The 23,161-nt window shown below is 59.1% G+C and carries 25 protein-coding genes; 15 read left to right on the top strand and 10 right to left on the bottom strand.

The features are described from left to right. Positions 1–467: 467 nt before the first annotated feature. Positions 468–746: a hypothetical protein gene (locus GWE18_RS22175; RefSeq protein WP_275187819.1), complete on the top strand. Its 279-nt coding sequence runs from the start codon at positions 468–470 to the stop codon at positions 744–746. Here GWE18_RS22175 and GWE18_RS22170 read toward each other — a convergent pair. Further along, positions 735–2,663 (bottom strand): HAMP domain-containing sensor histidine kinase, encoded by a 1,929-nt coding sequence (locus tag GWE18_RS22170; RefSeq protein ID WP_275187818.1) that lies wholly within the window; start codon positions 2,661–2,663, stop codon positions 735–737. The genes GWE18_RS22175 and GWE18_RS22170 overlap by 12 nt on opposite strands. 147 nt (positions 2,664–2,810) lie before the next feature. Continuing rightward, on the bottom strand, positions 2,811–3,155 hold the full coding sequence (locus GWE18_RS22165) for a hypothetical protein (protein ID WP_275187817.1): 345 nt from the start codon (positions 3,153–3,155) through the stop codon (positions 2,811–2,813). 162 nt (positions 3,156–3,317) lie between these two features. Between GWE18_RS22165 and GWE18_RS22160 the strand changes: the two genes are divergently transcribed. Beyond that, positions 3,318–3,593, top strand: a complete 276-nt coding sequence (locus GWE18_RS22160) for a hypothetical protein (protein WP_275187816.1) — start codon at positions 3,318–3,320, stop codon at positions 3,591–3,593. Between the two features lie 210 nt (positions 3,594–3,803). Then, on the top strand, positions 3,804–4,088 hold the full coding sequence (locus GWE18_RS22155) for a hypothetical protein (protein ID WP_275187815.1): 285 nt from the start codon (positions 3,804–3,806) through the stop codon (positions 4,086–4,088). A 32-nt stretch (positions 4,089–4,120) separates the two neighbouring features. On the opposite strand, the gene GWE18_RS22150 is transcribed toward GWE18_RS22155, so the two are convergent. Then, positions 4,121–4,642 carry a GNAT family N-acetyltransferase gene (locus GWE18_RS22150; protein WP_275187814.1) on the bottom strand — a complete coding sequence of 174 codons (522 nt, stop codon included), beginning with the start codon at positions 4,640–4,642 and terminating at the stop codon, positions 4,121–4,123. 182 nt (positions 4,643–4,824) lie between these two features. Here GWE18_RS22150 and GWE18_RS22145 point away from each other — a divergent pair, with 182 nt between their 5' ends. From GWE18_RS22145 to GWE18_RS22110, 8 genes are all read left to right on the top strand, one after another. Beyond that, positions 4,825–5,946 (top strand): AI-2E family transporter, encoded by a 1,122-nt coding sequence (locus GWE18_RS22145; RefSeq protein WP_275187813.1) that lies wholly within the window; start codon positions 4,825–4,827, stop codon positions 5,944–5,946. 125 nt (positions 5,947–6,071) lie between these two features. Beyond that, on the top strand, positions 6,072–8,261 hold the full coding sequence (locus GWE18_RS22140) for a DUF3141 domain-containing protein (protein WP_275187812.1): 2,190 nt from the start codon (positions 6,072–6,074) through the stop codon (positions 8,259–8,261). A gap of 28 nt (positions 8,262–8,289) precedes the next feature. Next, positions 8,290–9,261, top strand: coding sequence for a phosphate acetyltransferase (locus tag GWE18_RS22135; RefSeq protein WP_275187811.1), 972 nt, complete (start codon positions 8,290–8,292; stop codon positions 9,259–9,261). 5 nt (positions 9,262–9,266) lie between these two features. Then, entirely contained in the window at positions 9,267–10,484 is a 1,218-nt protein-coding gene (locus GWE18_RS22130; RefSeq protein WP_275187810.1) for an acetate/propionate family kinase, read from the top strand. After that, entirely contained in the window at positions 10,481–11,272 is a 792-nt protein-coding gene (gene fabI, locus GWE18_RS22125; RefSeq protein ID WP_275187809.1) for an enoyl-ACP reductase FabI, read from the top strand. Before GWE18_RS22130 ends, fabI begins: the two co-directional genes overlap by 4 nt. Positions 11,273–11,352: 80 nt before the next feature. Further along, positions 11,353–11,808 (top strand): potassium channel family protein, encoded by a 456-nt coding sequence (locus GWE18_RS22120; protein WP_275187808.1) that lies wholly within the window; start codon positions 11,353–11,355, stop codon positions 11,806–11,808. A 246-nt stretch (positions 11,809–12,054) separates the two neighbouring features. Beyond that, positions 12,055–12,291 (top strand): hypothetical protein, encoded by a 237-nt coding sequence (locus GWE18_RS22115; RefSeq protein WP_275187807.1) that lies wholly within the window; start codon positions 12,055–12,057, stop codon positions 12,289–12,291. Between the two features lie 136 nt (positions 12,292–12,427). Next, entirely contained in the window at positions 12,428–12,874 is a 447-nt protein-coding gene (locus GWE18_RS22110) for a hypothetical protein (protein WP_275187806.1), read from the top strand. A gap of 838 nt (positions 12,875–13,712) precedes the next feature. Here the strand turns inward: GWE18_RS22110 and GWE18_RS22105 are convergent. From GWE18_RS22105 to GWE18_RS22080, 6 genes are all read right to left on the bottom strand, one after another. After that, positions 13,713–14,468, bottom strand: a complete 756-nt coding sequence (locus GWE18_RS22105) for an outer membrane beta-barrel protein (protein WP_275187805.1) — start codon at positions 14,466–14,468, stop codon at positions 13,713–13,715. A gap of 253 nt (positions 14,469–14,721) precedes the next feature. After that, the gene (locus tag GWE18_RS22100) at positions 14,722–15,012 is read right to left on the bottom strand and encodes a hypothetical protein (protein WP_275187804.1); all 291 of its coding nucleotides are present in this window, start codon (positions 15,010–15,012) and stop codon (positions 14,722–14,724) included. Positions 15,013–15,059: 47 nt separating this feature from the next. Beyond that, entirely contained in the window at positions 15,060–15,518 is a 459-nt protein-coding gene (locus tag GWE18_RS22095; RefSeq protein ID WP_275187803.1) for a MaoC family dehydratase, read from the bottom strand. Positions 15,519–15,547: 29 nt separating this feature from the next. Then, the gene (locus GWE18_RS22090) at positions 15,548–16,198 is read right to left on the bottom strand and encodes a 3-oxoacid CoA-transferase subunit B (protein ID WP_275187802.1); all 651 of its coding nucleotides are present in this window, start codon (positions 16,196–16,198) and stop codon (positions 15,548–15,550) included. A gap of 3 nt (positions 16,199–16,201) precedes the next feature. Next, positions 16,202–16,849: a 3-oxoacid CoA-transferase subunit A gene (locus GWE18_RS22085; protein WP_275187801.1), complete on the bottom strand. Its 648-nt coding sequence runs from the start codon at positions 16,847–16,849 to the stop codon at positions 16,202–16,204. A gap of 650 nt (positions 16,850–17,499) precedes the next feature. Then, entirely contained in the window at positions 17,500–18,171 is a 672-nt protein-coding gene (locus tag GWE18_RS22080) for a helix-turn-helix domain-containing protein (protein WP_275187800.1), read from the bottom strand. A 226-nt stretch (positions 18,172–18,397) separates the two neighbouring features. On the opposite strand from GWE18_RS22080, the gene GWE18_RS22075 reads away from it, so the two are divergent. The 4 genes from GWE18_RS22075 to GWE18_RS22060 all read left to right on the top strand — a co-directional run bounded on the left by GWE18_RS22075 (position 18,398) and on the right by GWE18_RS22060 (position 22,224). Next, on the top strand, positions 18,398–20,308 hold the full coding sequence (locus tag GWE18_RS22075; RefSeq protein ID WP_275187799.1) for an ABC transporter substrate binding protein: 1,911 nt from the start codon (positions 18,398–18,400) through the stop codon (positions 20,306–20,308). 9 nt (positions 20,309–20,317) lie between these two features. Beyond that, positions 20,318–20,956 (top strand): response regulator, encoded by a 639-nt coding sequence (locus tag GWE18_RS22070; protein WP_275187798.1) that lies wholly within the window; start codon positions 20,318–20,320, stop codon positions 20,954–20,956. 28 nt (positions 20,957–20,984) lie between these two features. Next, the gene (locus GWE18_RS22065; protein ID WP_342804282.1) at positions 20,985–21,515 is read left to right on the top strand and encodes a response regulator; all 531 of its coding nucleotides are present in this window, start codon (positions 20,985–20,987) and stop codon (positions 21,513–21,515) included. A 313-nt stretch (positions 21,516–21,828) separates the two neighbouring features. After that, positions 21,829–22,224, top strand: coding sequence for a hypothetical protein (locus tag GWE18_RS22060; RefSeq protein ID WP_275187854.1), 396 nt, complete (start codon positions 21,829–21,831; stop codon positions 22,222–22,224). A gap of 105 nt (positions 22,225–22,329) precedes the next feature. Here GWE18_RS22060 and ppk2 read toward each other — a convergent pair whose 3' ends face one another. Continuing rightward, on the bottom strand, positions 22,330–23,133 hold the full coding sequence (ppk2, locus tag GWE18_RS22055; RefSeq protein ID WP_275187797.1) for a polyphosphate kinase 2: 804 nt from the start codon (positions 23,131–23,133) through the stop codon (positions 22,330–22,332). Positions 23,134–23,161: the final 28 nt, after the last annotated feature.

Genomic DNA, 23,161 nt, shown 5'->3' with positions numbered 1-23,161 from the left:
GTTCTGCCTGGTCCACAGCCGACGGCAACTCGCGTCACCATTTCGTCCACCTGGGGAGGCGGCGCTGGTGTCATGGCTTGCGCCGATGTTGCAACGAACAAGGCGAAGCCAGCCACAGCAATCAATCTAAGCATTGTTGTTCTCCCTTAGCTGTCCATTCCATCGCAACGAACAAACCGAGGCGGCTTTGAGCCGCCCCGATCGGAAGCGGCGAGAGTAATGTTTTTCACACCCTGTTTCATGGTCTTCTCTGATGTGCATGGATCACGGTAGCGATGCATGTCCTCGCGTTTTGGAGTGCCTGGTCTTGACTCAGATCAAGGGAATTGGAGCGGAGGATAACTTCCGGTTTGCCGCTCAATCAGCGTCAATTGCCCGTGGGGACAATGACCATTGGGACAATAGTGCGGGCAGGGCGTTTGTCGTAAGCACGTGGCAATAATTGTTCCCTCAGGCAGGGGGCGCCGATGATTGATCAGTTGGAGTTTGAATTGCGCGCTACGCTGTGCAGACAGCTCGCCAAGCGTGAACCAGCAAACCGAATTTATTGGATTGCCGAGGCGGAGAGCTGGTCCCGGCTGTCGAAAGAGAGAAGCGGCGGCGCTGCCGAAGAAAAATCGATTCCGGCATCACGGCGAGTTGACGGGAGAAGTCGGCTCGGTTCTCTTAATCCTGGCGTAGTCGGGGATCGCGCGATCAGGGACCCGACCATTCCCGCGACTGATATCGCACGCCTACCCAGCTGAAGCATGGCGGGAAATCGGTAACTTGATCCGGAACACCCGTCCGGGCTCGTTGCTCGCGGATATCTGACCATCATGGGCTTCCACAATTGTCCGCGCAATGGATAGCCCCATGCCCATTCCTTTAGGCTTGTTGGTGACGAACGGCTCGAAGACCTCCTTCAGCTTGTCTTCGGGTATGCCCGGACCATGATCCGATATCGCCAGTTCGGCAAAATTCTCGACGCGCGAAGTCCGGATGCTGATTACGCGGTCGTCACTGGGCGTGTCCGCCATCGCGTCGATCGCATTGACGACGAGGTTGAGAATAACCTGTTGGAGCTGGATGCGATCGCCGACAATAGGGAGTGCAATAGGCGAGATTATGCTGTTCAATTTGACTTCGCGCCCAATCGCCAGTGCCGAAAGAAACTCGACTGTTTCCCGCACGAGCTCATTGAGGTCGATACTTTTCGGTTCGAAGGGCGCCCTTTTCAGCAGGCTGCGCAACCTCCGAATGACTTCGCTGGCGCGCCGGTCATCCTGCACAATATCGCTCACGATATTGTTGAGCTCGTCGATGTCGGGATCCTTGGACGCCAGTATTGATTGGGCGGTTTCGGCGTTCGTGAGAATGGATCCAAGAGGCTGGTTGATCTCATGGGCAATTGATGCGGTCAACTCACCGGCCGTCGAGAAGCGATTGATATGAGCAAGTTCCGCCATGCGCTGACGCGACTGCACCTCGGCGGTGCGGCGTCGGCGATGCTCCTGGAGCAAGATCGAGATAAGCGCGGCCTGTATCAGAACGATCGCGCTGACCAACGCGATTTCCCAGGAATACTTCTGCCATGCGGGTAGCTCGCGGAAATAGATTTGGCTGCCTGCGGGAAGTTCGGCTTCACTGATTCCCCAACGCTGCATCTGCCGCCAGTCGAATATTGTCTTATTGCTGGAAACCTCAGAAAGGTGTTCTGGCGTTGCCGCGCCGGTCAGGAGTTGCAAAGCCATCCTTGCCGTCTTCGCGCCATGCTCACCAATGCTATAGAGGCTTCCTCCGATAATCCCGCGGCCGATATACTGATCGAGAAAGCCATAGAGCGGCACGCTTGCCGCCCCGGAAACACGCTCAACGACCTCGTGCGGAACGAATGGCTGGCCGCTGCCGTCCTGAAACACCGTGATGATGAGAACGATATCACGCGAAGGCAGTTGTGAGAGCTTTGGAAGAAGTTGTTCCAGGGATAGATCTGAAAGGTAAGTAAACGAGATCCGGTTCTCGTACGGACGGAAATCGTTTTTCGCCTGGGAGAGAAGCTCTTGATCGAAATCCGAGGTTCCCGAAATAACCACTACTCGTTCCGTCGCGGGATGAAGGCGAAGCACCAAGTCGAGAGTCGGTGCAAACTCCCTCTTGATCAGAACGCCGTATATGTTCGGTGGCAGGGAGCGATTGCCGAGTTGTCTTCTATCCATCCCGCAGAACACGATTGGTGTCCCGGGAAAGAGCAGGTCGCCATACGTCATTAAGAAATCGAATGCCGGCACCATGATGGCGACCGCGACGTCGATCTTCTTGTCCGCATATTTTGCACGGAGAAACTCTTGCAGAAGTACCTTGTAGGAGTTTGAGCTAAATCGAGACAGATCCATTGCTTCGCGATAGATCTCGACCGGCTCGGCGGAGCTGGACCTAAGCGTGTGGACGAATTCCGCTTCCAGGAGCGACAAGCCCGGCAATTCGACCCGCTCGTCAAAAAGCAGAACGATATGCCGCGTTGCAGCCGACGCCGGCAAACAGCAAGTGATCGCCATTAGGATGCTGGTGCATGCAATCAGCAGGATGCTGCGCAGCTCCGTGACGCGGCCCGTCGCCGCTCTGAGCGTGACGACAGGCCACACTGGCAAGCAGATGCGGAGAGGCGCGCCGAATTCTCGCATAAACCCACCGCTCGGATCGAGTGATCCGCGTCTGGCCACCGTCCGCTCGTGCTGGACAGCTCCCTATAACAGCACGATTTGGCACACCATGGAATGGGGCAATGACGGCGGCTGATGCGGCCTGATGCAGCTTGCGCCGCCCCGAACTCAGGGCGTCAGCGATTTGCGCCTCAAGCATTCGCGCAGCAGATCGTCCATAACGCGCTGGGCCGCGCCGTCGAGACAGGAAGCTGCTCCGGAATACAGCGGAACAAGCAGGTTCTGGCGCTCGCCGTTGAATTCGTTGAACTCGTGTGCCTCGTTGGTCATTCGGGCTTCGCTATTTTGATGGGTGTCGTCATACATGTTCAGCCTCGATCCGGTTGTCTGGACGAGTTTTCCGAAAATCTGAACCGGTGCGCCGGTTGCATTTCCTAATGCCCCCGCCTCGCGCGTGGCAGCGATACCCTGAGTATGATTTATCCTATCGACGGCGCTCACATTCAATTGCATCAAAGGACATTGTCCTTGAGGGCATTGTCCGAGGGGCACTTGATCCTGAAAGCGCGCGTGGTGCGCTGTGATCGTGATATTGGTCAGCGAAGCTTATTGACTTGGATCAAGCAAACGGCGCATGGATGACTTTCGGTGGTCCTCTCAGTAGAGGAGATCGATATGAAGAATATCACCATCAAGCGGGCGTTTTTGGCTACCGCGGTTTTCGCGCTCGGAACTCTCGGATCGCTAGCATGGTCACCCAACAATGGTCTTTCGCTCTCGATTGAGAGCGCGGAGGCGAGGGTAGGACGGCCGTTGACCCCCGTGAGCGTCGCAGGCGTTGCACGACGACAAACCCGCCGCGCGGTGGTCGGCGGAGTGGCCGTAGGTGCAGCCGCTGCAGGCACAGCCTGTGTCCGCGTGCTGGTAAACGGCCGATATGTCTGCCGCTGAATTGTAACGCCGCGCGCGGGCAAATCTCGGGTATTTGGGCGGGACGTCGCCTGATTAATCCGCGAAGCCGCGCGCGGTCTTTGTCGTGGCAATCAAGCGGCGCGGGACGTCCTCTGACGCTCTTCCACCCCTTTCGCCTGTGCAGCGGACAGACGGGGTTGTCTTTCGATTGAACTGCTGCGATCATTTCGTCGGTCAAAGGCGGGCAGCTTGTCGATGCGAAGTTTCCGGCTGTGGGCGGCGGACGTGATAGCGGCTTCGATCATTGCCTATAGTGCCGACAGCGCCTTTGCGAATCCGCTGACGCCGTTCCGTTATGAATCGCAGGCGCAACGACATTGCCCTGCCGACGTGGTCGTCTGGCTGGATCTCGGCAAGGGAATCTATTACTCGAAGCGGCAACGACGGTATGGAAGCGGCTTTACTGGAAGTTTTGTGTGCCGGGAGGAAGCCCGTAGCAACGGCTATCGCCGCTCGCTGCTGGGGCTGCGGTAGCGCCGAGCGAGTTCCGCCAGGATCCTCGGTGTTCAAGGTAGCTGCAGCGTCAGGTGCACCACCTGAGGCGATCCTTTCGCGTCGGTCCGGAAGCCGAACTTTTTGAACAGTTTCAGCATGGCCGTGTTCTCGGGTAACACTTCCGCGACCAATTCCTTGAGGTCGGCGTTGCGCGCTAGGACCGCGAGATGCCGCATCAAGATCGTTCCGATACCCTGGCCCTGATAGGCGTCCACCACGACGAAAGCGACCTCCGCCTGGCCTGGCTGGACCACGATATAGCGTCCGCCACCGGCGATGACCGGGCGACCATCTTCGGAGATTTCCGCGACGATGGCGACGTGGGATTCGAAGTCGATGTCGAGGAAGAAGGCCATTTCCTGCTCGGAGAAGCCCTTCTTTGGCACGAAGAAGCGCCGCTGCAGCGATTGCATGCTGGTCCGTCCGATCGCCGCGAGCATCCCGGCCCGGTCATCAGGGCGAAGCGCACGGATCGTGATTGGACGGTCGTCGCGAAGATGCTCGCGGACCGAATATTCGGCGGCTTCAGGCATGGCAGAAGCTCCTCGGCTCCAGTGCACTTGATCAGCCAGAGCGACCTTTGCGTGCTGCTGCTTGATCTGGATCAAGCGCGAGCTTGGGCGAGCGCCGATAGGCTCTGAATGTCAGGTGAAGTCCTATCGGCCTGCATTCGGTCCGCGGTTGGGCTGTTGCGCGCGTCAACGAGGGCGAAGCAATGGCCCAGAGAGTAGTTCGACAGACGACATCCGGAGGAGAAGTCATTCAGCTGGCGCTCCGCCTCGGTCTGCTGGCCTTCCTCGTTTACTGGTCGTTCGTTCTTGTTCGTCCATTCATCCCCATACTCGTCTGGAGTATGGTTCTGACCGTGACCCTGTACCCGCCGTACAACTGGCTATCGGTGCATCTCGGCGATCGGCCGAAGCTGGCGGCCGCGATCATCACGATCATCAGTCTCGCGATCGTCATTGGACCGGTGACATGGCTTGGATACGGTGTGGTCGATGGCTTGCAAGACTTTGCTCGCCAGCTTGGCGCCGGCGCCCTGGTCATTCCATCGCCTCCGGAAGGCGTCAAGGCTTGGCCGGTCGTCGGCACCCAGATTTACGAACTCTGGGATCATGCTTCGACAAATCTGAGGGTCGCGCTCAAGGAATTCGCTCCGCACCTCAAGCCATTGGCCGGGCCAGTGCTCGCCTTTGCCGGCAGCGCGGGCTTGGGAACGCTCAAGTTCGTCGCGTCGGTGGTGCTGGCGGGCTTCCTGTTCCATTACGGTCCCGGCCTCGTGGCAGCAATAAAAAGGATTCAGACGCGCCTGGTCACCCAGCGAAGCCAGGATTTCGTTGGGCTCGCCGGGTTGACGATACGCACGATCGCGCAGGGAGTTATCGGCGTAGCCGTCCTGCAATCACTGCTGGCCGGCATCGGACTGAAGCTTGCAGGCGTGCCTCATGCGGGCGTGTTGGCCTTCCTTGTGCTTGTTTTTGCGATCCTGCAGATCGGGTCGGCAATCATCCTTATTCCCGTCATCATATGGATCTGGGCTACCAAGGACTTTGCCCTGGCTCTTCCGTTGACGGTCTATCTCCTAGTCGTGGGCTTGGCCGACAATGTACTGAAACCGATACTGATGGGACGCGGGCTGAATACGCCTATGCTCGTCATCTTCATCGGTGTCCTGGGCGGGATGCTGGCGCATGGCATCCTCGGGCTGTTTGTCGGACCCATCATCCTGGCGGTGACCTGGGAACTGACGATGGCATGGATCCGCGAAGAGCGGGCCGACGCGGCCGCTACTGGTGCCGAGCCGAGCACGGAAAAAATCACCGTCGACGCCTGACCGTTGCGCACCTCCTGATGTGACAACCCGCAGAACGAAGGCTGGCGCCCTTGACCTATGTCAATGGTCCCGTCCGGCCTCGCGCAATCCTGATCCCTGGGCTGCAACCAGTGAGAGATTTGAGTATGTCTACCGACAAGCCGGCCATCTCTGGCGAGACGCTTCCGGGACTCTTTGCGTCCGGCCTCGAATATCTGGTCGATACCGGGCAACGCAGCGTCCTGTTCCTCGACGTCATGCGCGAGCGCGGATTGCAATACCGCGAACACCTCGCTGAAACGGCGCCTCATGTCCTCAACTATAAAGTCGAATTGATCATTGATGGCAGAAATCTTCCGCGACCGGTCAACTACGGGCTGGTAAGCGTTGCTCCGCCAAGTGGCGTGACGATCGATAACAAGCGCCGTCCGTTCGTGGTGGTTGATCCTCGCGCGGGTCACGGGCCGGGAATCGGCGGCTTCAAGGCTGACAGCGAGATCGGCGTGGCAATGAAAGCCGGCCATCCCTGCTACTTCATCGGCTTCCTGCCCGAACCGATGCCGGGTCAGACCATCGAGGACATCGCAAGAGCCGAGGCTGTCTTTATCGAGAAGGTTATCGCCCTGCATCCGGAAGCCGACGGCAAGCCGTGCGTGATCGGCAATTGCCAGGCCGGCTGGGCGGTCATGATCCTTGCTTCGCTGAGGCCGGAGCTGTTCGGTCCGCTGATCATCGCCGGCGCACCGTTGTCCTACTGGGCCGGCGTCCGCGGCAAAAATCCGATGCGCTACTCGGGCGGGCTATTGGGCGGAAGCTGGCTGACCGCGCTCACCAGCGACCTTGGCGGAGGAAAGTTCGACGGAGCATGGCTTGTCCAGAATTTCGAGAACATGAATCCGTCGAACACGCTCTGGACCAAGCAGTACAACGTCTATTCGAAAGTCGACAGCGAGGCGGATCGCTATCTCGAATTCGAGCGCTGGTGGGGCGGCCATGTCAACTTGAATGCCGAGGAGATCCAGTTCATCGTCGACGAGCTGTTCGTTGGCAATAACCTCGCCGCCGGGCGTATCAAGACATCGGACGGCCAGACCGTCGACCTCAGAAAGATATCATCCCCCATCGTCGTGTTCTGTTCAAAGGGCGACAACATCACGCCGCCGCAGCAGGCACTCGGCTGGATTCTCGATCTCTACAGTGACGTCGACGATATCCGGGCCTACGGGCAAACCATCGTCTACACTGTTCACGAGACCGTCGGGCACCTCGGAATCTTTGTCTCCGGAGGCGTCGCCAAGAAGGAGCATAGCGAATTCTCAAGCAACATCGACCTGATTGATGTGCTGCCGCCCGGGCTTTACGAGGCGACCTTCGAAGCTAAATCCGCCGACACGGCCAATCCCGATCTCGCGATTGGAAAGTGGATCATGCGGTGCGAACGGCGCACGCTGGACGATATCAGGGCCATGGGCGGCAACTCGGCCGAAGATGAACTGCGGTTTGCGACAGCCGCACGTGTATCCGAAATCAATCTCTCGAATTACCGGAAGTTCGTGCAGCCGTGGGTCCGTGCGGCAGTTACTCCCCAAATGGCGGAGTTGATGCGCCAGTGGCATCCTCTACGCGTCTCTTACGAGGCCTTTGGAGGCGATAATATCGTCATGAAGGGCGTCGCGAGAGCTGCTGACAACATTCGCGAGCAGCGTAAGCCGGCGGCAGAGAATAATCCGTTCGTCAAGTTTCAGGAGACGGTCTCGAAGAACATCGTCGATGTGCTCGATAAATGGCGCGACACGCAGGAAGCGCTGAGTGAAGCGCTCTTTCTCGGCATCTATGGATCGCCGGTGGTGCAGGCCGCCGTCGGCATCACGCCGGATGCCGACGTTTCGCCAAAGCCGCAGATGTCGTCGGAACATCGCGAGCGCCTGGAGGCGCGCATCGTCGAGCTCAGATCGCAGGTCGGCAGCGGCGGTCTCAGGGAAGGCGTCATTCGCGGCCTGCTCTATGTCGGAAGTTCGCGGGGGATGGTCGACGAGCGGAGCTTGGAGGCATTGCGGCGGGCTCGAGCCAACGATGCAGGCTCGCGTCTGACGCTTGCGCAGTTCAAGAAGATCGTGCGCGAGCAATTCTTCATATTGCTGCTCGAGCCGGCGGCAAGCCTTGCCGCCATACCCAAATTACTTCCGTCTGACGAAGGCGAGCGGCGTGCCGGCCTGGAGGCAATCCGCAGCGTGCTGTCCGCGAGTGCGGAAATATCCGGCGAAGCCGCCAAGCGGTTCGATCGCGTGACTGAATTGTTCGGCCTCGCCGGAAAATCGCGGGCGAAGGCGTCTTAGGCGTTGGCGAGTTGATCGGAGAGTGGATATGGGCATTGCATCCATCGAAGCGGGCGAAGCGAGAGCCGGCGCGAAGTACGATCGTCTCATTGCAGCAGCCAAGGCGATCCCGCCGGCGACAACCATCGTTGTGCATCCGTGCGATGAAAGTTCGCTGCGCGGCGCAGCCGATGCCGCCGGGGCGGGCATCATCAAGCCCGTACTTGTCGGCCCATCGGCGAAGATCAGGGCGGTTGCGTTCAAGCACGGTATCGACATCAGCGCATTTGAACTGGTCGATGCGCCTCACAGCGAGGCTGCTGCAGCAAAGGCCGTCGAGCTGATTCACGCGGCCAAGGGCGAGATGCTGATGAAAGGCAGCCTGCACACCGACGAACTCATGCGAAGCGTGACCGCAAAGGCGGGTGGATTGCGCACGGAAAGGCGGATCAGCCACGTCTTCGTGATGGACGTTCCGGCCTACAGCGAAACCATCTTCGTCACGGACGCCGCGATCAACATCTTTCCGGACCTCGATGGCAAGCGCGATATCGTGCAGAACGCGATCGACCTCTATACTGGCATTGGAATTGGTACAACGCCCCGAGTCGCCATTCTCTCGGCGGTCGAAACCATCACATCCAAGATCCCGTCGACCATTGAGGCCGCGGCGCTCTGCAAGATGGCGGACCGGGGGCAGATCACGGGCGGTCTGCTCGATGGGCCGCTTGCATTTGACAACGCGATCGATTGCGAGGCTGCAAGAATTAAGGGTATAAAGTCGGAAGTTGCGGGACGAGCCCAGATCCTGGTGGTGCCAGATCTCGAGGCCGGCAACATGTTGGCGAAGAACCTTGCATATTTCGCGAAGGCGGACAGTGCTGGAATCGTACTGGGCGCTCGCGTGCCGATCGTGCTGACGTCGCGTGCCGATTCGCCGAGAGCGCGCATGGCTTCCTGCGCGGTTGCGACGCTCTATGCCGACGCGCGGCGCCGCCGCGCCCAGATAGCCGCAGCGTGACAACCATGGATACCATCCTTGTCGTCAATGGCGGTTCCTCAAGCGTCAAGTTCCAGGTGTTTGCCGTGGATGACAACGGCAGGCTGTGCCGGCAGATCAAGGGGCAGATGGACGGGATCGGCAGCCGTCCACGGCTGCGCGCAACCGGCGCGGCGGGCGAAGCATTGGCGGATCGATGCTATCCGATCGAGAACGTACCGGACGTTCCGGCCGCATTGATGCTGGCCAGCGCTTGGCTGCGGGACGAACATCAATTCAGCCCGCTCGCGGTGGGCCATCGGGTCGTCCATGGCGGTCCCGACTACGATCGCCCTGTGCTGATCGACCATGGCGTGATCGCGCGTCTTGAGCGGTTGACGGCACTTGCGCCGTTGCATCAGCCCCACAATCTGGCGCCGATCCGAATCCTGCTTGCCAAATTTCCTGCTCTGCCCCAGGTCGCCTGTTTCGACACGGCCTTTCACCGCGACCACGACGAGGTCGCGGACCACTACGCCATACCCCGCCGGCTGCACGAGGAGGGAGTCCGCCGTTACGGATTTCATGGCCTTTCCTATGAGTACATCGCAAAGACGCTGCCGAACGTTGCGCCGGAAATTGCCCGGGCGCGAGTCATCGTGGCGCATCTCGGAAGCGGCGCCTCCATGTGTGCCATACACGGCGGACGGAGCGTGGAGAGCACGATGGGGTTCACCGCGCTCGATGGGCTTCCGATGGGAACGCGCACCGGCCAGATCGATCCCGGCGTCATCCTGTACCTGATGACCGCTAAGGGCATGTCACCCGCCGAGGTGCAGGACTTTCTCTACCGCGATTGCGGGCTGAAGGGACTTTCCGGCATCAGCAATGACATGCGGGAGCTCCAGAACAGCAGCGATCCCCATGCGGCGTTTGCCGTCGACTATTTCGTCTACAGAGTGGCGCTGCAGGCCGGAATGCTGGCTGCGGCCCTGCAAGGTCTCGATGGTTTCGTTTTCACCGCAGGGATCGGTGAAAATTCCGTCGGCATTCGGGCAAGGATTGCCGAGCGGCTCGAATGGCTCGGGGTATCTCTCGACCCGGTCGAGAATGCTCGCCACAGCCTTCGGATATCGCGCGAGGACAGCCAAGTTCCGATCTACGTCGTGCCGACCGATGAAGAACTCATGATTGCACAGCACACATTGTCGTTGCTGTGGAATCGACGCTCATCCTCCAGTCTGAAACGCGAGAGAGCGTCATGACAGTTCCCGCATTTCCAGAAACCAAGGTTGCGCTGAAGGGCCGGAAGGGGCTGATCGTCGGCATCGCCAACGATCAGTCGATCGCATGGGGATGCGCCAAGGCGTTTCGAGCCTTGGGCGCGGAGCTCGCTGTCACCTATCTGAACGAACGGGCAAAGAAGCATGTCGAGCCTCTGGCAAAGGAGCTCGAGGCGTCGATTTTCATGCCGCTCGATGTGAATACCGAAGGACAGACCGAACAGGTGTTCGAACGGATCGGGAAGGAGTGGGGACAGCTCGATTTTCTGCTGCACTCGATTGCCTTTTCCCCGAAGGAGGCGCTGCATGGGCGCGTCGTCGATGTCGAGCGCGACGGTTTCCTCAAGACAATGGAAGTTTCCTGCTGGTCGTTCATGCGGATGGCGCATCTGGCGGAGCCGCTGATGAAGAACGGCGGCACGCTCTTCACCATGACCTACTATGGCAGCCAGATGGTGGTCAAAAACTATAACGTCATGGGTGTTGCCAAGGCAGCCCTTGAAGCGTCAGTCCGCTATATCGCAGCCGAGCTCGGCCCCAAGGGCATCCGGGTGCACGCGATTTCACCAGGGCCGCTGGCGACGCGTGCGGCTTCGGGGATTCCCGAGTTCGACGAGTTGATGGACAAGGCGCAGACCACGGCGCCGACGCGGAGCCTCGTCAGCATCGACGACGTCGGCGCGGCGACGGCGTTCCTGGCGCTCGACGGTGCGAAGCTCATCACGGGTGGCGTCATGTATATCGATGGTGGATACCACATCATCGATTGAGGCGTTGAGTCAAAGCTCGATCATTCCCCGGCGCCAAGACTGCCGGCCCGGCCAGGCGGTCCATCTCCGGAGGCCTGCTTATGTTGCGTCAGTTTCTCGTGGGTGCAGCCGCAAGCGGGTGCAACATTGCGATCCATGCCCTGGTAATGGTGACCGTTATAAAGGTAGCGCGCCTCGCGGATGAGTTGGCTACGGCATATCAAACGGTTCGATTGATTGCGATCATGATTGCCGCCGTGACCGTCCTGATGATCGCCCACCTTGCCGAGGTGCTGGTCTGGACATTGACTTACGCGGCGGTCGGCGTCGCGCCCGAAGGCACGGACCTGATGTACTTCGCGTTTGTAAACTATACGACCCTCGGCTACGGCGACGTAACCCCGGTCAAGCGTTGGCATCTGCTCGGGCCGATGACTGCGATGAATGGTGTCCTGTTGTTCGGCTGGTCGACGGCCGTGATCTTTGAGGTATTGCGAACGACGTTGCTGGCGGGCGGCGAAGAGGGAGATAGAAAGAAGCGCGGATGGCCCAAGTAGTGTTGAGGTACGCCACCCACATGACGGCCGACGCCCCTGGCGTCGTTCATGCTATGCGCCGTGCAGATCCGGTTTCGCTCAGGATAGCCCACGGAAGTGAATGAGCGCGGCCTTGATCTGTATCAATCCGGGCAGTGGCGGCCGTGGTCAGCCTCCAGGTCGCGCTCCGGACGGACCTTGAGAGGGCTGCATCGAAGTTGCCGAGCGTTCGGGATCATCTGGAGGCTCTGACACAGGGAGAACAAAATGAAACTCTCAATCACATTATCAGCCTTGCTGGTTGCCGGCTTCATGACCGCAACGACAGAGCCGGCCAGCGCCGTCGTATACTGCCAGTATGTCGACTATCCAGCGGGCTGCGTTGTAAGACCAGGTGTCGTGCTGCGCCCGCGCCCGGTTGCGCGAGCTGCGGCGCGAGAGGCGGTACGGCCTGGAACGCCGATGAACCGTGGAGGTCCAGTGAACCGCGTCGGACGGCGCTGATAGGGCTTTCTTGCCGCAATAGCACCTCGTTGACGTCGCGGGTCGCCCGAGGTTGAGGTGAACCGGACCTTGCCAAGACACGAACCTACCTGAGTTCGACCTCGAAAGCGGATGAGGCGTCGCGGTGGAGCAGCGCATGCCATTGGCGCGATATTTCCTTTATGTCGGCGGAGTGTTGCTCACTCTGGTGTTCATTCTGGACGCATGCCTAACCGAACTGCAGGTCATGGAGGGATCGCAGGCCAATTCACCCGTTATCCGCATTCATTCCGATCGGAAATGGCCGGAGCGCATCGTTTTCGATACCACCCTGCAGACGATCGTTCCCGCGCAGACTGTGATCGCGGAAGACCGCGTCGCCAGTCCTGCGACGGTCACCGACGTCGCTGTAAAGGAGAGGGCACGCGAGGCATTTGCTTTGATGCAGCCATCCAATGCGAAGCGGCTGGAACCGTCCGACCCTGGAAGGCGAGAGCTGAAGCAGAAACGGCAGCGCAAAATCGTGAAGCGACACGTGATGCCGCGATCGGTGCTCGTCGCGCGGCAACCGCAGTTTGGCTGGTTCGGTAACACCATCTGGTGATGCTATTCTCAATCTTCCGATGGCCTTGTCTGCCATTGCGCCAACTTTTGGCCAACGCACAAACCAATCTTTCAAAGTAATAGCAGTACGGTGACGCAGAGGATGAGGAGTGTTTGCCAACCGGACCTGACGGTGCTTTTTGACTCACGAGAAGACCCGATACCTATTCCTACCGGTAGGCGATTGTCGTTGGCGGGAAGCCTGCTTGCTTGAAGCAAGGCATCAGAGATGTGAGGCGACCGACACATCGGCATGACGATGTCCTCCGGCGAACATTCCCATTCGGAATGCTCGCCATTATCCAACTCCACGACGATCCAAGTGCGGTGATACAGATCAATTGGTAAGCAGCGCTGATCAAACTGTGTTGTGGGTCATTTGTTGCCAGGCAAGCTCACCGAGCCGCCGTCCAATTGTACAACGGCAACGGCCCTTTTTCACTTTTGTACGCATAGCGGTCTAAGCGTCTCGTCAGAACTCCGGGCCTTGGCGTACTCAATCAGTGCCTGCCGGGCCGCATCGCACCGCTCTGCGCTGGTAAATTCCTGGGTCGAAATCACGGCGCCGTTGGCAACGCCAAGCCAGCTAACGATGATTAGAACGTGGGGCACAATATCCTCCTCGCCGAGCAATAACATGCCGATGACCCGACAGCGCATGCGCTATCCTGGCCACGACGCTCGTTGATGCGTCCCCGTGCGTTGATCTAGGTCAAGCGCCGCTGACGGCCCTTTATGGTTCTCGCCCAGCAGCGGTAGCACCCAACATTCGCACTTAACAAAAAAGCCCCGGCACTGCGCCGGGGCTAAGGCTTTGCTCGCTGGAGATACGCGCTTGATCAGTAGCGGGCCGCGACGGGAGCACCGAAACCGCCGAAGCGGTAGTTGATGCGCAAGGTGACCATATCGACATCCTGGCTGATCCGGTTGAGAGCACCGGCAACAATCGGGTTGACGACCGAGAACGAATTATTGGCATCGCCCATGAAGAGGTGGTCGTACTCAACACCGAACGACCAGTTCGGTGCGAAGCCGTACTCAAACCCGACACCCACGACACCGCCCCAACGGGTCGCGCTGGCCGAGGCCAGTTCAGCGCCGGTAATCGTGCTAAGGATGCTAAATTCGTTGCGCGTCACTGCCGCGCCGCCCTTTACGTAAAACAGCGCCGCGTTCCAGGCGTAGCCGATCTGGCCGGTAAAGAGGCCGATAGCATCGGTCGAGGTGCGAGTGGAGAACAGAGGATTGATAAGGCTGACGCGCTCGTTGGTGAGATCTGCCCAATCGCCCTGAGCTTCCAGGCCAAACACCCACTGATTGGCTTGCCAACGATAGCCAATCTGGCCGCCGATGAGGCCTCCGGACCGCTCGCGGCAGCCTTCCCCGAAGACAACGCCAGCCACATCAACGAAATCCCAGCAATTGCGGCTCTGGCCCCAGCCACCATTGGCGCCGATGTAGAAGCCGCTCCAGTTGTAGATCACTGGAAGGGGTGCGGGTGGTGGTGCCTTGACTGCCATATCTGCGGCGGATGCCGGGGCGGCGATGCCGACCAATGCCACTAGACCGACGGTAGCAAGCAAAAAACTCTTCATCTGTTCCTCTCCATTTCCGTCGGCTTAAAATGCTGTCCCCACCAACGGTGTTGCGTTGCATTGATTCCAACTTGCAACGTGAATCCTACGTACTTTAGGCGTAAGACCACGTGCCAAAATGGCAACACTCAAGCGCAATTGGTGAGCTGGCTTGCAAGCGCGGCTTCTATTTCGACGCGGCTCATCTTCGCTTTGTTGATTATCGTGCATATGGCGGGAGCTGAGGTGGCGAGAGTTTTGCGCATTGGTGGCTCTATTCGATCCTCCCGGATGGTTCATCAGGATCATCCGCCGCGTCCCCGCTGTCTTGTTCCTGTCCTTCTTCAAGCCAGGACAGAATGCTTCCCGATGCGATCGCGCGTCTCGGCAAATGCGGAATGATTGTTCCGGCGGTCACGACCAATCCCTCGTCGAATCTGGCACGTGCAAAGTTCTTGGCTTCGATTTCGGTCTCGAAAGTTCGGGTCGACCGAGAGCGCCGGCTTCGGACCACTGTGCCTTTCCATGGAATTTCGAAGGTCACATACCAGCTCTGCTTCTTCATCCGATACTTCCGATGGATTGGCGACCCGCGCGTCTCCAGCAACAGGCTCAGCGATAATGCAGGGCAATCAGCTCAGCGACGCAGGCAGGACGCTGGCCGCCTTCGATTTCGATCACCATGTGATAGTTGACCCTCAAGCCATCGGGCGGGACGTCCTCCACTTCCGCGATGCTGGTGCGGCCCCTGATCCGTGAGCCGGCCGGGACGGGGGAGAGATAACGGATCCGGTCCGCGCCATAGTTCAACGTGTTGCGCAGTCCTTTGAGGCCCATCACGGAACGAATGAACATCGGCGCAAGGCTGAGCGACAGGAGGCCGTGAGCGATGGTCCTGCCGCCCGGCATCTCCTTTTTGGCCCGCTCCTGATCGACGTGGATCCATTGCTCGTCGCAGGTCGCCTGCGCAAAGAGGTTGATGCGTTCCTGGGTTACCTCAATCCATTCGCTGGCGCCGATCTCGGTGCCGACCGCTGCCTTGAACTCACTGAAGTCGCTGAAGATGCGCATCGCTGGTCCTCGTGCCTAGGCTTGTCGGATCAGATTTTCATTTCCGGAACGTTGGCTGGGATGAACAAGTCCGCTTCCGTTACCGCCATGACCTCGGCGACGGTGACGCCCGGCGCGGTCTCCTGAAGCGTTATCCTTCCGCCGGTGAAGCCGATCACCGCCATGTCGGTGACGACCAAGTCGACCGGCCGGGAAGAGGTCAGCGGCAGCGCGCATCTCTGGACGATTTTCGATTTCCCTTTGGCGGCGTGCTGCATGGCGACGATGACGCGCTTTGCTCCGCTCACCAGGTCCATCGCACCGCCCATGCCTGGCACCATCTTGCCGGGGATCATCCAGTTCGCGAGGTGTCCTTCGGCGTCGACCTGAAGGCCGCCGAGGACCGTTATGTCCACGTGACCACCGCGGATCAATCCGAACGACATCGCGCTGTCGAAGACGCATGCGCCGGGCAGGGCGCTGATCGGCCGTCCGCCGGCATCGGTGAGCAGGGGGTGGGCCATGCCTTGCTCCGGCATTGGTCCCGTGCCGATCAATCCGTTCTCCGATTGAAAAAATACCTTGAGATCGGACGGAACGAAGTTCGCGACCAGCGTCGGAATTCCGATGCCGAGATTGACGAGGTTGCCGGCGCGAAGTTCGCGTGCCACCCGCCGCGCGATGATCGACTGAGCGTCCATGGGTCACCCGTTGGCGATGAGGTAGTCGACGAGCGGCGCGGGCGTTATGACATGGTCGGGCGCAATAACGCCGACCGGGACAATGTGCTCCGCGGTGACGATGACGGTGTCGGCCGCCATCGCCATGACAGGATTGAAGTTGCGCGCGGTCAGGGCGTAGGCGAGGTTGCCGAGGTAATCCGCCAGGAATGCATGGATCAGCGCGAAGTCCGAGCGAAGCGCCGTTTCAAGCAGGAAGTTCTTGCCGTCGATGTCGATCCGGCGCTTGCCTTCTTCAACGATGGTCCCGACGCCTGTCGGCGTCAGGACGCCTCCCAAGCCGCAGCCGCCGGCGCGGATACGTTCGACGAACGTGCCCTGCGGCACCAGGTGGACGGCGACCTGGTTGGCCATCATCTGTTTTTGTACGTTCGGATTGAGTCCGATGTGACTCGTAGTAAGCGTCGAGACCAGCGCCGCGTCGAACAGTTTCCCGACGCCTTTGCCGGGGATCGCGGCGTCATTGCTGATGATGGAGAGCTCGGACTTCCTTTGCCTGACCAGTTCGTCTAGCAAACGCTCGGGCGTTCCCACCCCCATGAACCCACCGACCATCACAGTTGCGCCGTTGGGGATCCTGGCGACCGCTTCTTCCACAGAGACGGCTTTCATAGGAGCTCCGATAATTGCTGGGATGCTCACTATTGAAGCTGAAGCGCGCCTAAGCCGAGGCTTTGATCTGTATCAAGGTCTCCGCTTGGTCCTCGGGATCGCCGCCCATCGGGCTTGGCTGTGATCCAAGCCAATGCCGGCGAGCATCTGGTCCCACAGTCTGCGGACCTCCGCGTGGCGGCTTTCGACAGCCGCGCCGGTGCGCTCTGCTCTTCAGGAAGAGGATTTGCGCCTGCATCATGCAGTCGCTTTCGAGTTCGATCTTCCGCGCGGCAGCGAAAAGCAACCCTGCGCCAGCACGCGCGGTCATGGCGACGGCCGCGATATCTCTCTTCGTTCCGGGAAATCTCGCGTCAAACGATGTCGCGATTTCGGGAGGGCTCGGCGAGCTCCAGGCTCTTCGACCGCATCCCAAACCGGAGGGGTGCATGGTCTAGATCGGTCATCCGTATCTGGTGCTTTGGGGCGAGAAGGCCGGATTGCTCCTGCCGATCTCAGGACCTTGGCAGCAGCCATGCCAGATTGCCGTCTAATCACGGTGCCGGGCATTGGGCCTTCGATGAATCTTGAATCGCCGTGTCTCTACGCCGGATACTTTGGCGCGTGGTTCGGCGCTCTTTCCGGAAGTGAAGTAGCAATCTAGCCTCGCGCTAAAGGTCCAGCTCCGCCAATCGCATGCGGTCCAGCAGCACGATTTGCCGCTGCGTCTGGCCGAGAAAGCCAAGAATGCCCATGCCGTGAAGATGTGACAGCGCCCGGGATACCGTTTCGAGCGTCAGGCCGAGATAGTCGGCGATATCGCGGCGAGACATCGGAAGGGCCATCACGCCGGCGGCCGTCAGGCGGGGGTCCATCTCGAGCAGGAATGCAGCGACGCGCTCAAGGGACGTCTTGCGCCCGAGGAGCAACATATGGTCCTCGGCATGCCGGAGGTTGCGCGTTGTCATATTCAGGAGATCAAGCGCCACCAGGGCGTTGGTTTCCGCAACGTGCTCCAGGCTGCACCGTTTCATCAGTCGTACTGTCGTATCGACGATCGCTTCCGCGGTAAACCGGTGGGTTGCACCGTTCTCCAGCCCAAAAATGTCTCCCGCCAGATGGAAGGCGCCGATCTGGCGACGGCCGTCGGAGAGGAGCTTGTGGGTGCGAACAGCCCCGTCCGCGACCTGGTAGATATATTCGGCAGGCTCCGCCTCTCCGAATATCTCGGTGCCCTTGTTGTACTTGAATTCGCTGAGGATTACGCGTGCTCGCGACAACTCACCGAGTTGTCCCGAGGCCTTTGGCTTGCTGCCGGGATGGGCATTGCTGTTGACAAACATAGTCTCCCCCTGTTTGAGACAATTTGTCTGCATTCCTGGGATCACCCCCACCAAGGGCCTTAAAAAATGCATGGCTGGCGACTCCCGGGAATGTGTTAAACTAGACCACGTAGGGTGGGCTATTGTATCGAGGGTCATTGTCCTATGGGACAATGTCTGGGAGGACAGAGCCTGACACGTCACGAAGAAATTTTTCGAAGATGTAGACGACGCTTCGGCGAGCATCTTGGGTTTATTTTTTGTTTCGGCGAGGATGGGGATAATCTTCATCGAGCCTAACTTCGGTTCTGATGCGATGATTGCGCGGATCAGTGCGTTGTCGATTTGCGTAGCTCTCGTCCTCACCTCGCTCCCGGTGACGGCGCAAGACGGGCGGTCGCGATCGATACTTGTTCTGGACCAATCCCAATCCACGGGAGTTTTTTTCCTTCAGATATTCTCTGGGCTTCGCGCCGGGATCGACGCCGATACCAGCGCTCACACCACGATTTTCTCAGAAAGTCTCGATCTCAGCCGTTTTGACGGCGATGCCTATCACGAAAGTCTGCGCCGTCATTTCAGCGAGAAATATCGAGATAAGGATATCGGCGCTATCGTCACGATGGGCTCCGGGGCCCTGAAGCTTGTGCTGCGCTGGAGGGATGAATTATGGCCGGGAATTCCCATCGTGTTTGGGATGGTCGATGAGGCCGACCACGCCCGGCTGAAATTGCCGAACGACTTAACGGGCAGCATTCTCAAGACGCGACTTGCCGATTCAATCGGCGTCGCGCGAGCGGTGGTGCCTGATCTCGAAACCGTCGTCTTTGTTGGCGATCATTGGGATCGCCAGAATGTATTCAGCAGTTGGGGCCTTGAGGTGCCCAAGGCCACCGCAGGACTGAATGTCATTGATCTCGTCGGCGCGACGATGGCGGAAGTGCGGAAGAGGGTCGAAGCTCTTCCCGCGCGCAGCGCCATCATCTATTCCGCAATGTATTCCGATGGCGAGGGCATCTACCTTTCGCCCGCCAAAGCGTTTGAACTGGTTGCGGAGAAGGCGAATCGACCGATTATTGTTGCGGCGGAGCCGCTTGTCGCACTGGGCAGCATTGGCGGTCCTGTCATCGTTCCCCGTTTGATTGGCGCTGACGCCGCAAAGCGGGCGCTGCGGATTCTGCACGGAGAACCAGCGTCGAGTATTCCCGTAGCGATATCCCATGCGGCGAAGCCGATCTTCAACTGGCTGCAGATGGAGCGATGGGGGGTCAGCGAGTCCAACCTGCCTTCCGGAAGTGAAATTCGTTTTCGCGAACCAAGTATGTGGGCGAAGTACCGCTGGCAGACGCTCTCTGTCGCGGCCGTGCTGTTGATACAGGCTGGGTTGATTTCGATTCTGCTGCACGAGCGGCACAGACGAGCCAATGCCGAGCGCGAATCGCGGAATCGCCTTACCGAGCTGGCCCATGCGCACCGTCAGGCGACAGCCGGGGAACTGTCGTCTACGATCGCGCACGAGCTTAATCAACCGCTCGGTGCAATTCTGACCAATACCGAGACGGCAGAACTGATACTGAACTCTCCGTCGCCAAACTTGAGCGAGGTCAAGGAAATTCTTGCCGACATCAGGCGAGATGACATTCGCGCCAGCGAGGTCATCCATCGCATGCGCAGCTTCCTGAGAAGGGCGCCGTTTGAGGACAAGGCTATCGACCTCAACGATACCGTGCGCAATGTATTCGAATTCCTCGCCATCCAGGCGTCGGCTCGAAACGTTGCACTGTACTTCGAGCCGTCTGGAGAACCGATTCAGGTGAGGGGTGATCAGGTTCAGCTTCAACAGGTTATCATGAACCTGGTCGTGAACAGCATGGATGCGATGGCCGCAATACCAAAAGGGCGGGCCGTGATTGGACGAACCGAGATGAATGGCGGATCGTCCGCAGTCGTATCGATTTTGGATTCAGGGCCCGGGATTCCGACCGAAAAGTTGAATGAAGTCTTTGATCCCTTCTTCACCACCAAGAAGCAAGGAATGGGAATTGGCCTGTCGATTTCGCGCACTATTGTTCAGGCGCATAGAGGACGTATCTGGGCGGAAAATCAAAGAGAAGGTGGCGCGGTGTTTCGCTTATCTCTGCCGCTAGCAATATCGTAGGGGGATCCATTGACGGGGCGCGTGCATATTGTTGACGACGACGATTCCTTCCGGACGGCTATCGAGCGCCGTTTGAGGAAGGCGGGATACGAGGTCGCAACTTATTCGTCGGCCCAGCATTTGCTCGATCGCTTGCCGAACGAGAGCGAATTGGGCGTTATTCTGCTTGACGTGCGGATACCCGGACTGAGCGGGCCGGAGCTGCAGGGGCGTCTGAGCGAAATCGGCTCGATCTTGCCGATCGTGTTTCTCACGGGTTACGCGGATGTACAGACCACGGTGCGGGCCATCAAGGCGGGCGCAGAAGATGTTCTCACCAAGCCGGTATCGTCGGAACAGCTTCTCACTGCAATCGAGCGGGCCCTGGCTCACCACGAGGCAATGCGGGGCCATAGAAATCAGCTCGACGTTGTGCGCGCTCATATTGCGAAGTTGACGCCGCGCGAGCGCGAAGTCTTCGAACTCGTCATTCGCGGCAAGACCAACAAGCAGGTTGCCAACGCATTGGGCGCGACCGAGCGCACGATCAAGGCCCATCGCCACCGGGTGATGGAGAAGATGCAAGTGCAGTCCCTTGCCGAATTGGTCTCCTTTGCCGAGAGGGCCGGCATTTTGAAAGATTTGTCGGGTACCGAACAAACGAACTGAAAAGTCGTCAACAGGATTTGAGTTCGCATTGTCCCATGGGACAATAGAAAATGCGGGGCTCAGCGCTTACCAAAATAGCGTGGTGAGTCGGGGGAGCCACGACCTGATCGGCTTCGGCGGACGCCGACAGGTTCCCGATCGTCTCTTGGAAAGACGTTCAAGGCGTGAGGACAGGATAACAATCTTGCGGAATCGGAATGTCGTCTTTGTCGTTGATGATGACCTTGGAACGCTCAGGGGGCTAAAGCGGCTGCTACGCGAACACGGTTACGACAGCGTCGTGTTTTCGTCCGCCGAGGAGTTCCAGAATCACGACGATTTCGAGTCGGCATGTTGCGTGGTTCTCGACATCGACCTGAACAACGAATCTGGAATCGAACTGCGATATCGTCTCAAGGCGGCGGGCATTTCCCTGCCAGTCATTTACATTACCGCCAATGACAGTCCCGCAGTTCGCATGGCCGCAATCGAATCCGACTGCATTGCATATCTTACAAAACCATTCCGTGCGAAGTCCCTGATCGAGCCGATTGATAAGGTCGTGGCCAAGGCGGCGTAGGTTGTTTGCCGTCGCAAACACTACGCGCCGCGCGCTGGCCACGCAACGCGAACTCCTGGCCGGCCGGCTTCTCGCTGCCGGGCTGTCTTCCGGCTTGCTCGACAGCGCAATGGCGGCCTCGACATTGATCTGGATCAACGGAGGTAGCGGCCTCATCTGGCATAGGCGCGTCTCACGATGACGGAGCCTAAGGACCGTCAGGAGCACTAGCCAAGTTGGCAATGTCAGCTCCGGGCCGCGGCCCGGGACTCAAACCCTCCAGGAGTGAATGATGATGTATCGCAGGCGATCGATCGTGCTAGCCCTGTTTGGAATGCTGACTTCTGCCGCCGTTGCAACGCCGGTACGGGCGGAGAACGGGACGGTTAGCGTCGTGTTCACCAAAGGCGGGTTTATCCTTGGTGTCGGAGGTGGCGAGGGTGTGCTGACATTTCGCGGCAAGCGCTACCCCTTCACGGTGTCGGGTATGAGCGTCGGGTTCACGATAGGCGCCTCGACCACGAAGTTCGTGGGCAGGGCAGTGAACCTGCGCAGCCCCGGCGATCTGGCGGGTACTTACGCGGTCGTTGGCGCCGGCGGCGCGCTTGCAGCCGGGGCCGGCGGAGTCCAGTTGCAGAACGCCAAAGGAGTCATCCTGCAGCTCAGCGGACCTAGAGTCGGTGTGGAAGCGTCGGCTGCCGTGGGCGGCGTTACCATCGCGATGCAATGATTCTCTGTGGGGGACGCGCGTCGAGCGCGTCCCAGTCACGGCCAGGCGTGATGCGCGCGAAAATTGCGCTGGAACTCAACCCTAATAGAGCTTTGTAGCGTTTGCCTAGTATTGCTCGGCGACGTGTTTCACGCCGCGCAGGTTCAACTGATCGTCATATCGGCCTTTGTCAGAACGCTTCGGCAGCCTGATCTTGTCACGATTCACTCGCTTGTACGGAATGGCCGTCAACAGATGCGCGATGCAGTTCAGCCGCGCGCGCCGTTTGTCATCGGAGCGTATGATCAGCCATGGCGCATGTTTTGAGTTCGTCTTCTTGAGCATCGAGTCGCGTGCGCGCGAGTATGCATACCATTGGCGATAGGATTCGATGTCCATAGGGCTCAATTTCCATTGCCGGAGCGGATCATCGAGCCTGGCCCTGAAGCGCCGCTCTTGCTCATCCATCCCCACTTCAAGCCAGATCTTGATCAGGATGATGCCGCCTTCCACCACATATTGCTCGATTTGCGGGCAGAGAGACAGGAAGCGGTCGTGCTCGTCTTCAGTGCAGAAGCCCATGACATATTCGACGCCCGCGCGATTGTACCAGCTGCGGTCGAAGATGACGATTTCGCCGGCGGAAGGAAAATGCTGCATGTAGCGCTGCATGAACATTTGCGTCTTCTCGCGGTCCGAAGGCGCGGGGAGCGCCACGACGCGGAACACGCGTGGGCTGACTTTCTCGGTGATCGCCTTGATCGTGCCGCCCTTGCCGGCGGCATCCCTGCCTTCGAACAGGATGATGACCCTGAGTTTCTTTTCCTTCACCCATTCCTGCAAATGGCATAACTGAACTTGGAGCTTCCGCAGCTCCTTCTCGTAATCCTTCCGCTTCAATTTTGTCGAAACCGCTTGGTCGTCAGACATGACATGACTCGTTTCGTGCGGCAGAAAG

The organism is Bradyrhizobium sp. CSA112, from assembly GCF_029051645.1.
In the GTDB taxonomy this organism is placed as follows: Bacteria; Pseudomonadota; Alphaproteobacteria; order Rhizobiales; family Xanthobacteraceae; genus Bradyrhizobium.
Note: the sequence above shows the minus strand (reverse complement) of the source record. Positions and strands in the feature narration are given on the sequence as shown.

What these genes read in the sequence shown, in the direction of transcription:
- GWE18_RS22175 (WP_275187819.1), top strand. Translation starts at nt 468, where the DNA reads ATGATTGATCAGTTGGAGTTTGAATTGCGCGCTACGCTGTGCAGACAG.
- GWE18_RS22170 (WP_275187818.1), bottom strand. Translation starts at nt 2,663, where the DNA reads ATGCGAGAATTCGGCGCGCCTCTCCGCATCTGCTTGCCAGTGTGGCCT.
- GWE18_RS22165 (WP_275187817.1), bottom strand. Translation starts at nt 3,155, where the DNA reads ATGCAATTGAATGTGAGCGCCGTCGATAGGATAAATCATACTCAGGGT.
- GWE18_RS22160 (WP_275187816.1), top strand. Translation starts at nt 3,318, where the DNA reads ATGAAGAATATCACCATCAAGCGGGCGTTTTTGGCTACCGCGGTTTTC.
- GWE18_RS22150 (WP_275187814.1), bottom strand. Translation starts at nt 4,642, where the DNA reads ATGCCTGAAGCCGCCGAATATTCGGTCCGCGAGCATCTTCGCGACGAC.
- GWE18_RS22145 (WP_275187813.1), top strand. Translation starts at nt 4,825, where the DNA reads ATGGCCCAGAGAGTAGTTCGACAGACGACATCCGGAGGAGAAGTCATT.
- GWE18_RS22140 (WP_275187812.1), top strand. Translation starts at nt 6,072, where the DNA reads ATGTCTACCGACAAGCCGGCCATCTCTGGCGAGACGCTTCCGGGACTC.
- GWE18_RS22135 (WP_275187811.1), top strand. Translation starts at nt 8,290, where the DNA reads ATGGGCATTGCATCCATCGAAGCGGGCGAAGCGAGAGCCGGCGCGAAG.
- GWE18_RS22130 (WP_275187810.1), top strand. Translation starts at nt 9,267, where the DNA reads ATGGATACCATCCTTGTCGTCAATGGCGGTTCCTCAAGCGTCAAGTTC.
- fabI (WP_275187809.1), top strand. Translation starts at nt 10,481, where the DNA reads ATGACAGTTCCCGCATTTCCAGAAACCAAGGTTGCGCTGAAGGGCCGG.
- GWE18_RS22120 (WP_275187808.1), top strand. Translation starts at nt 11,353, where the DNA reads ATGTTGCGTCAGTTTCTCGTGGGTGCAGCCGCAAGCGGGTGCAACATT.
- GWE18_RS22115 (WP_275187807.1), top strand. Translation starts at nt 12,055, where the DNA reads ATGAAACTCTCAATCACATTATCAGCCTTGCTGGTTGCCGGCTTCATG.
- GWE18_RS22110 (WP_275187806.1), top strand. Translation starts at nt 12,428, where the DNA reads ATGCCATTGGCGCGATATTTCCTTTATGTCGGCGGAGTGTTGCTCACT.
- GWE18_RS22105 (WP_275187805.1), bottom strand. Translation starts at nt 14,468, where the DNA reads ATGAAGAGTTTTTTGCTTGCTACCGTCGGTCTAGTGGCATTGGTCGGC.
- GWE18_RS22100 (WP_275187804.1), bottom strand. Translation starts at nt 15,012, where the DNA reads ATGAAGAAGCAGAGCTGGTATGTGACCTTCGAAATTCCATGGAAAGGC.
- GWE18_RS22095 (WP_275187803.1), bottom strand. Translation starts at nt 15,518, where the DNA reads ATGCGCATCTTCAGCGACTTCAGTGAGTTCAAGGCAGCGGTCGGCACC.
- GWE18_RS22090 (WP_275187802.1), bottom strand. Translation starts at nt 16,198, where the DNA reads ATGGACGCTCAGTCGATCATCGCGCGGCGGGTGGCACGCGAACTTCGC.
- GWE18_RS22085 (WP_275187801.1), bottom strand. Translation starts at nt 16,849, where the DNA reads ATGAAAGCCGTCTCTGTGGAAGAAGCGGTCGCCAGGATCCCCAACGGC.
- GWE18_RS22080 (WP_275187800.1), bottom strand. Translation starts at nt 18,171, where the DNA reads ATGTTTGTCAACAGCAATGCCCATCCCGGCAGCAAGCCAAAGGCCTCG.
- GWE18_RS22060 (WP_275187854.1), top strand. Translation starts at nt 21,829, where the DNA reads ATGCTGACTTCTGCCGCCGTTGCAACGCCGGTACGGGCGGAGAACGGG.
- ppk2 (WP_275187797.1), bottom strand. Translation starts at nt 23,133, where the DNA reads ATGTCTGACGACCAAGCGGTTTCGACAAAATTGAAGCGGAAGGATTAC.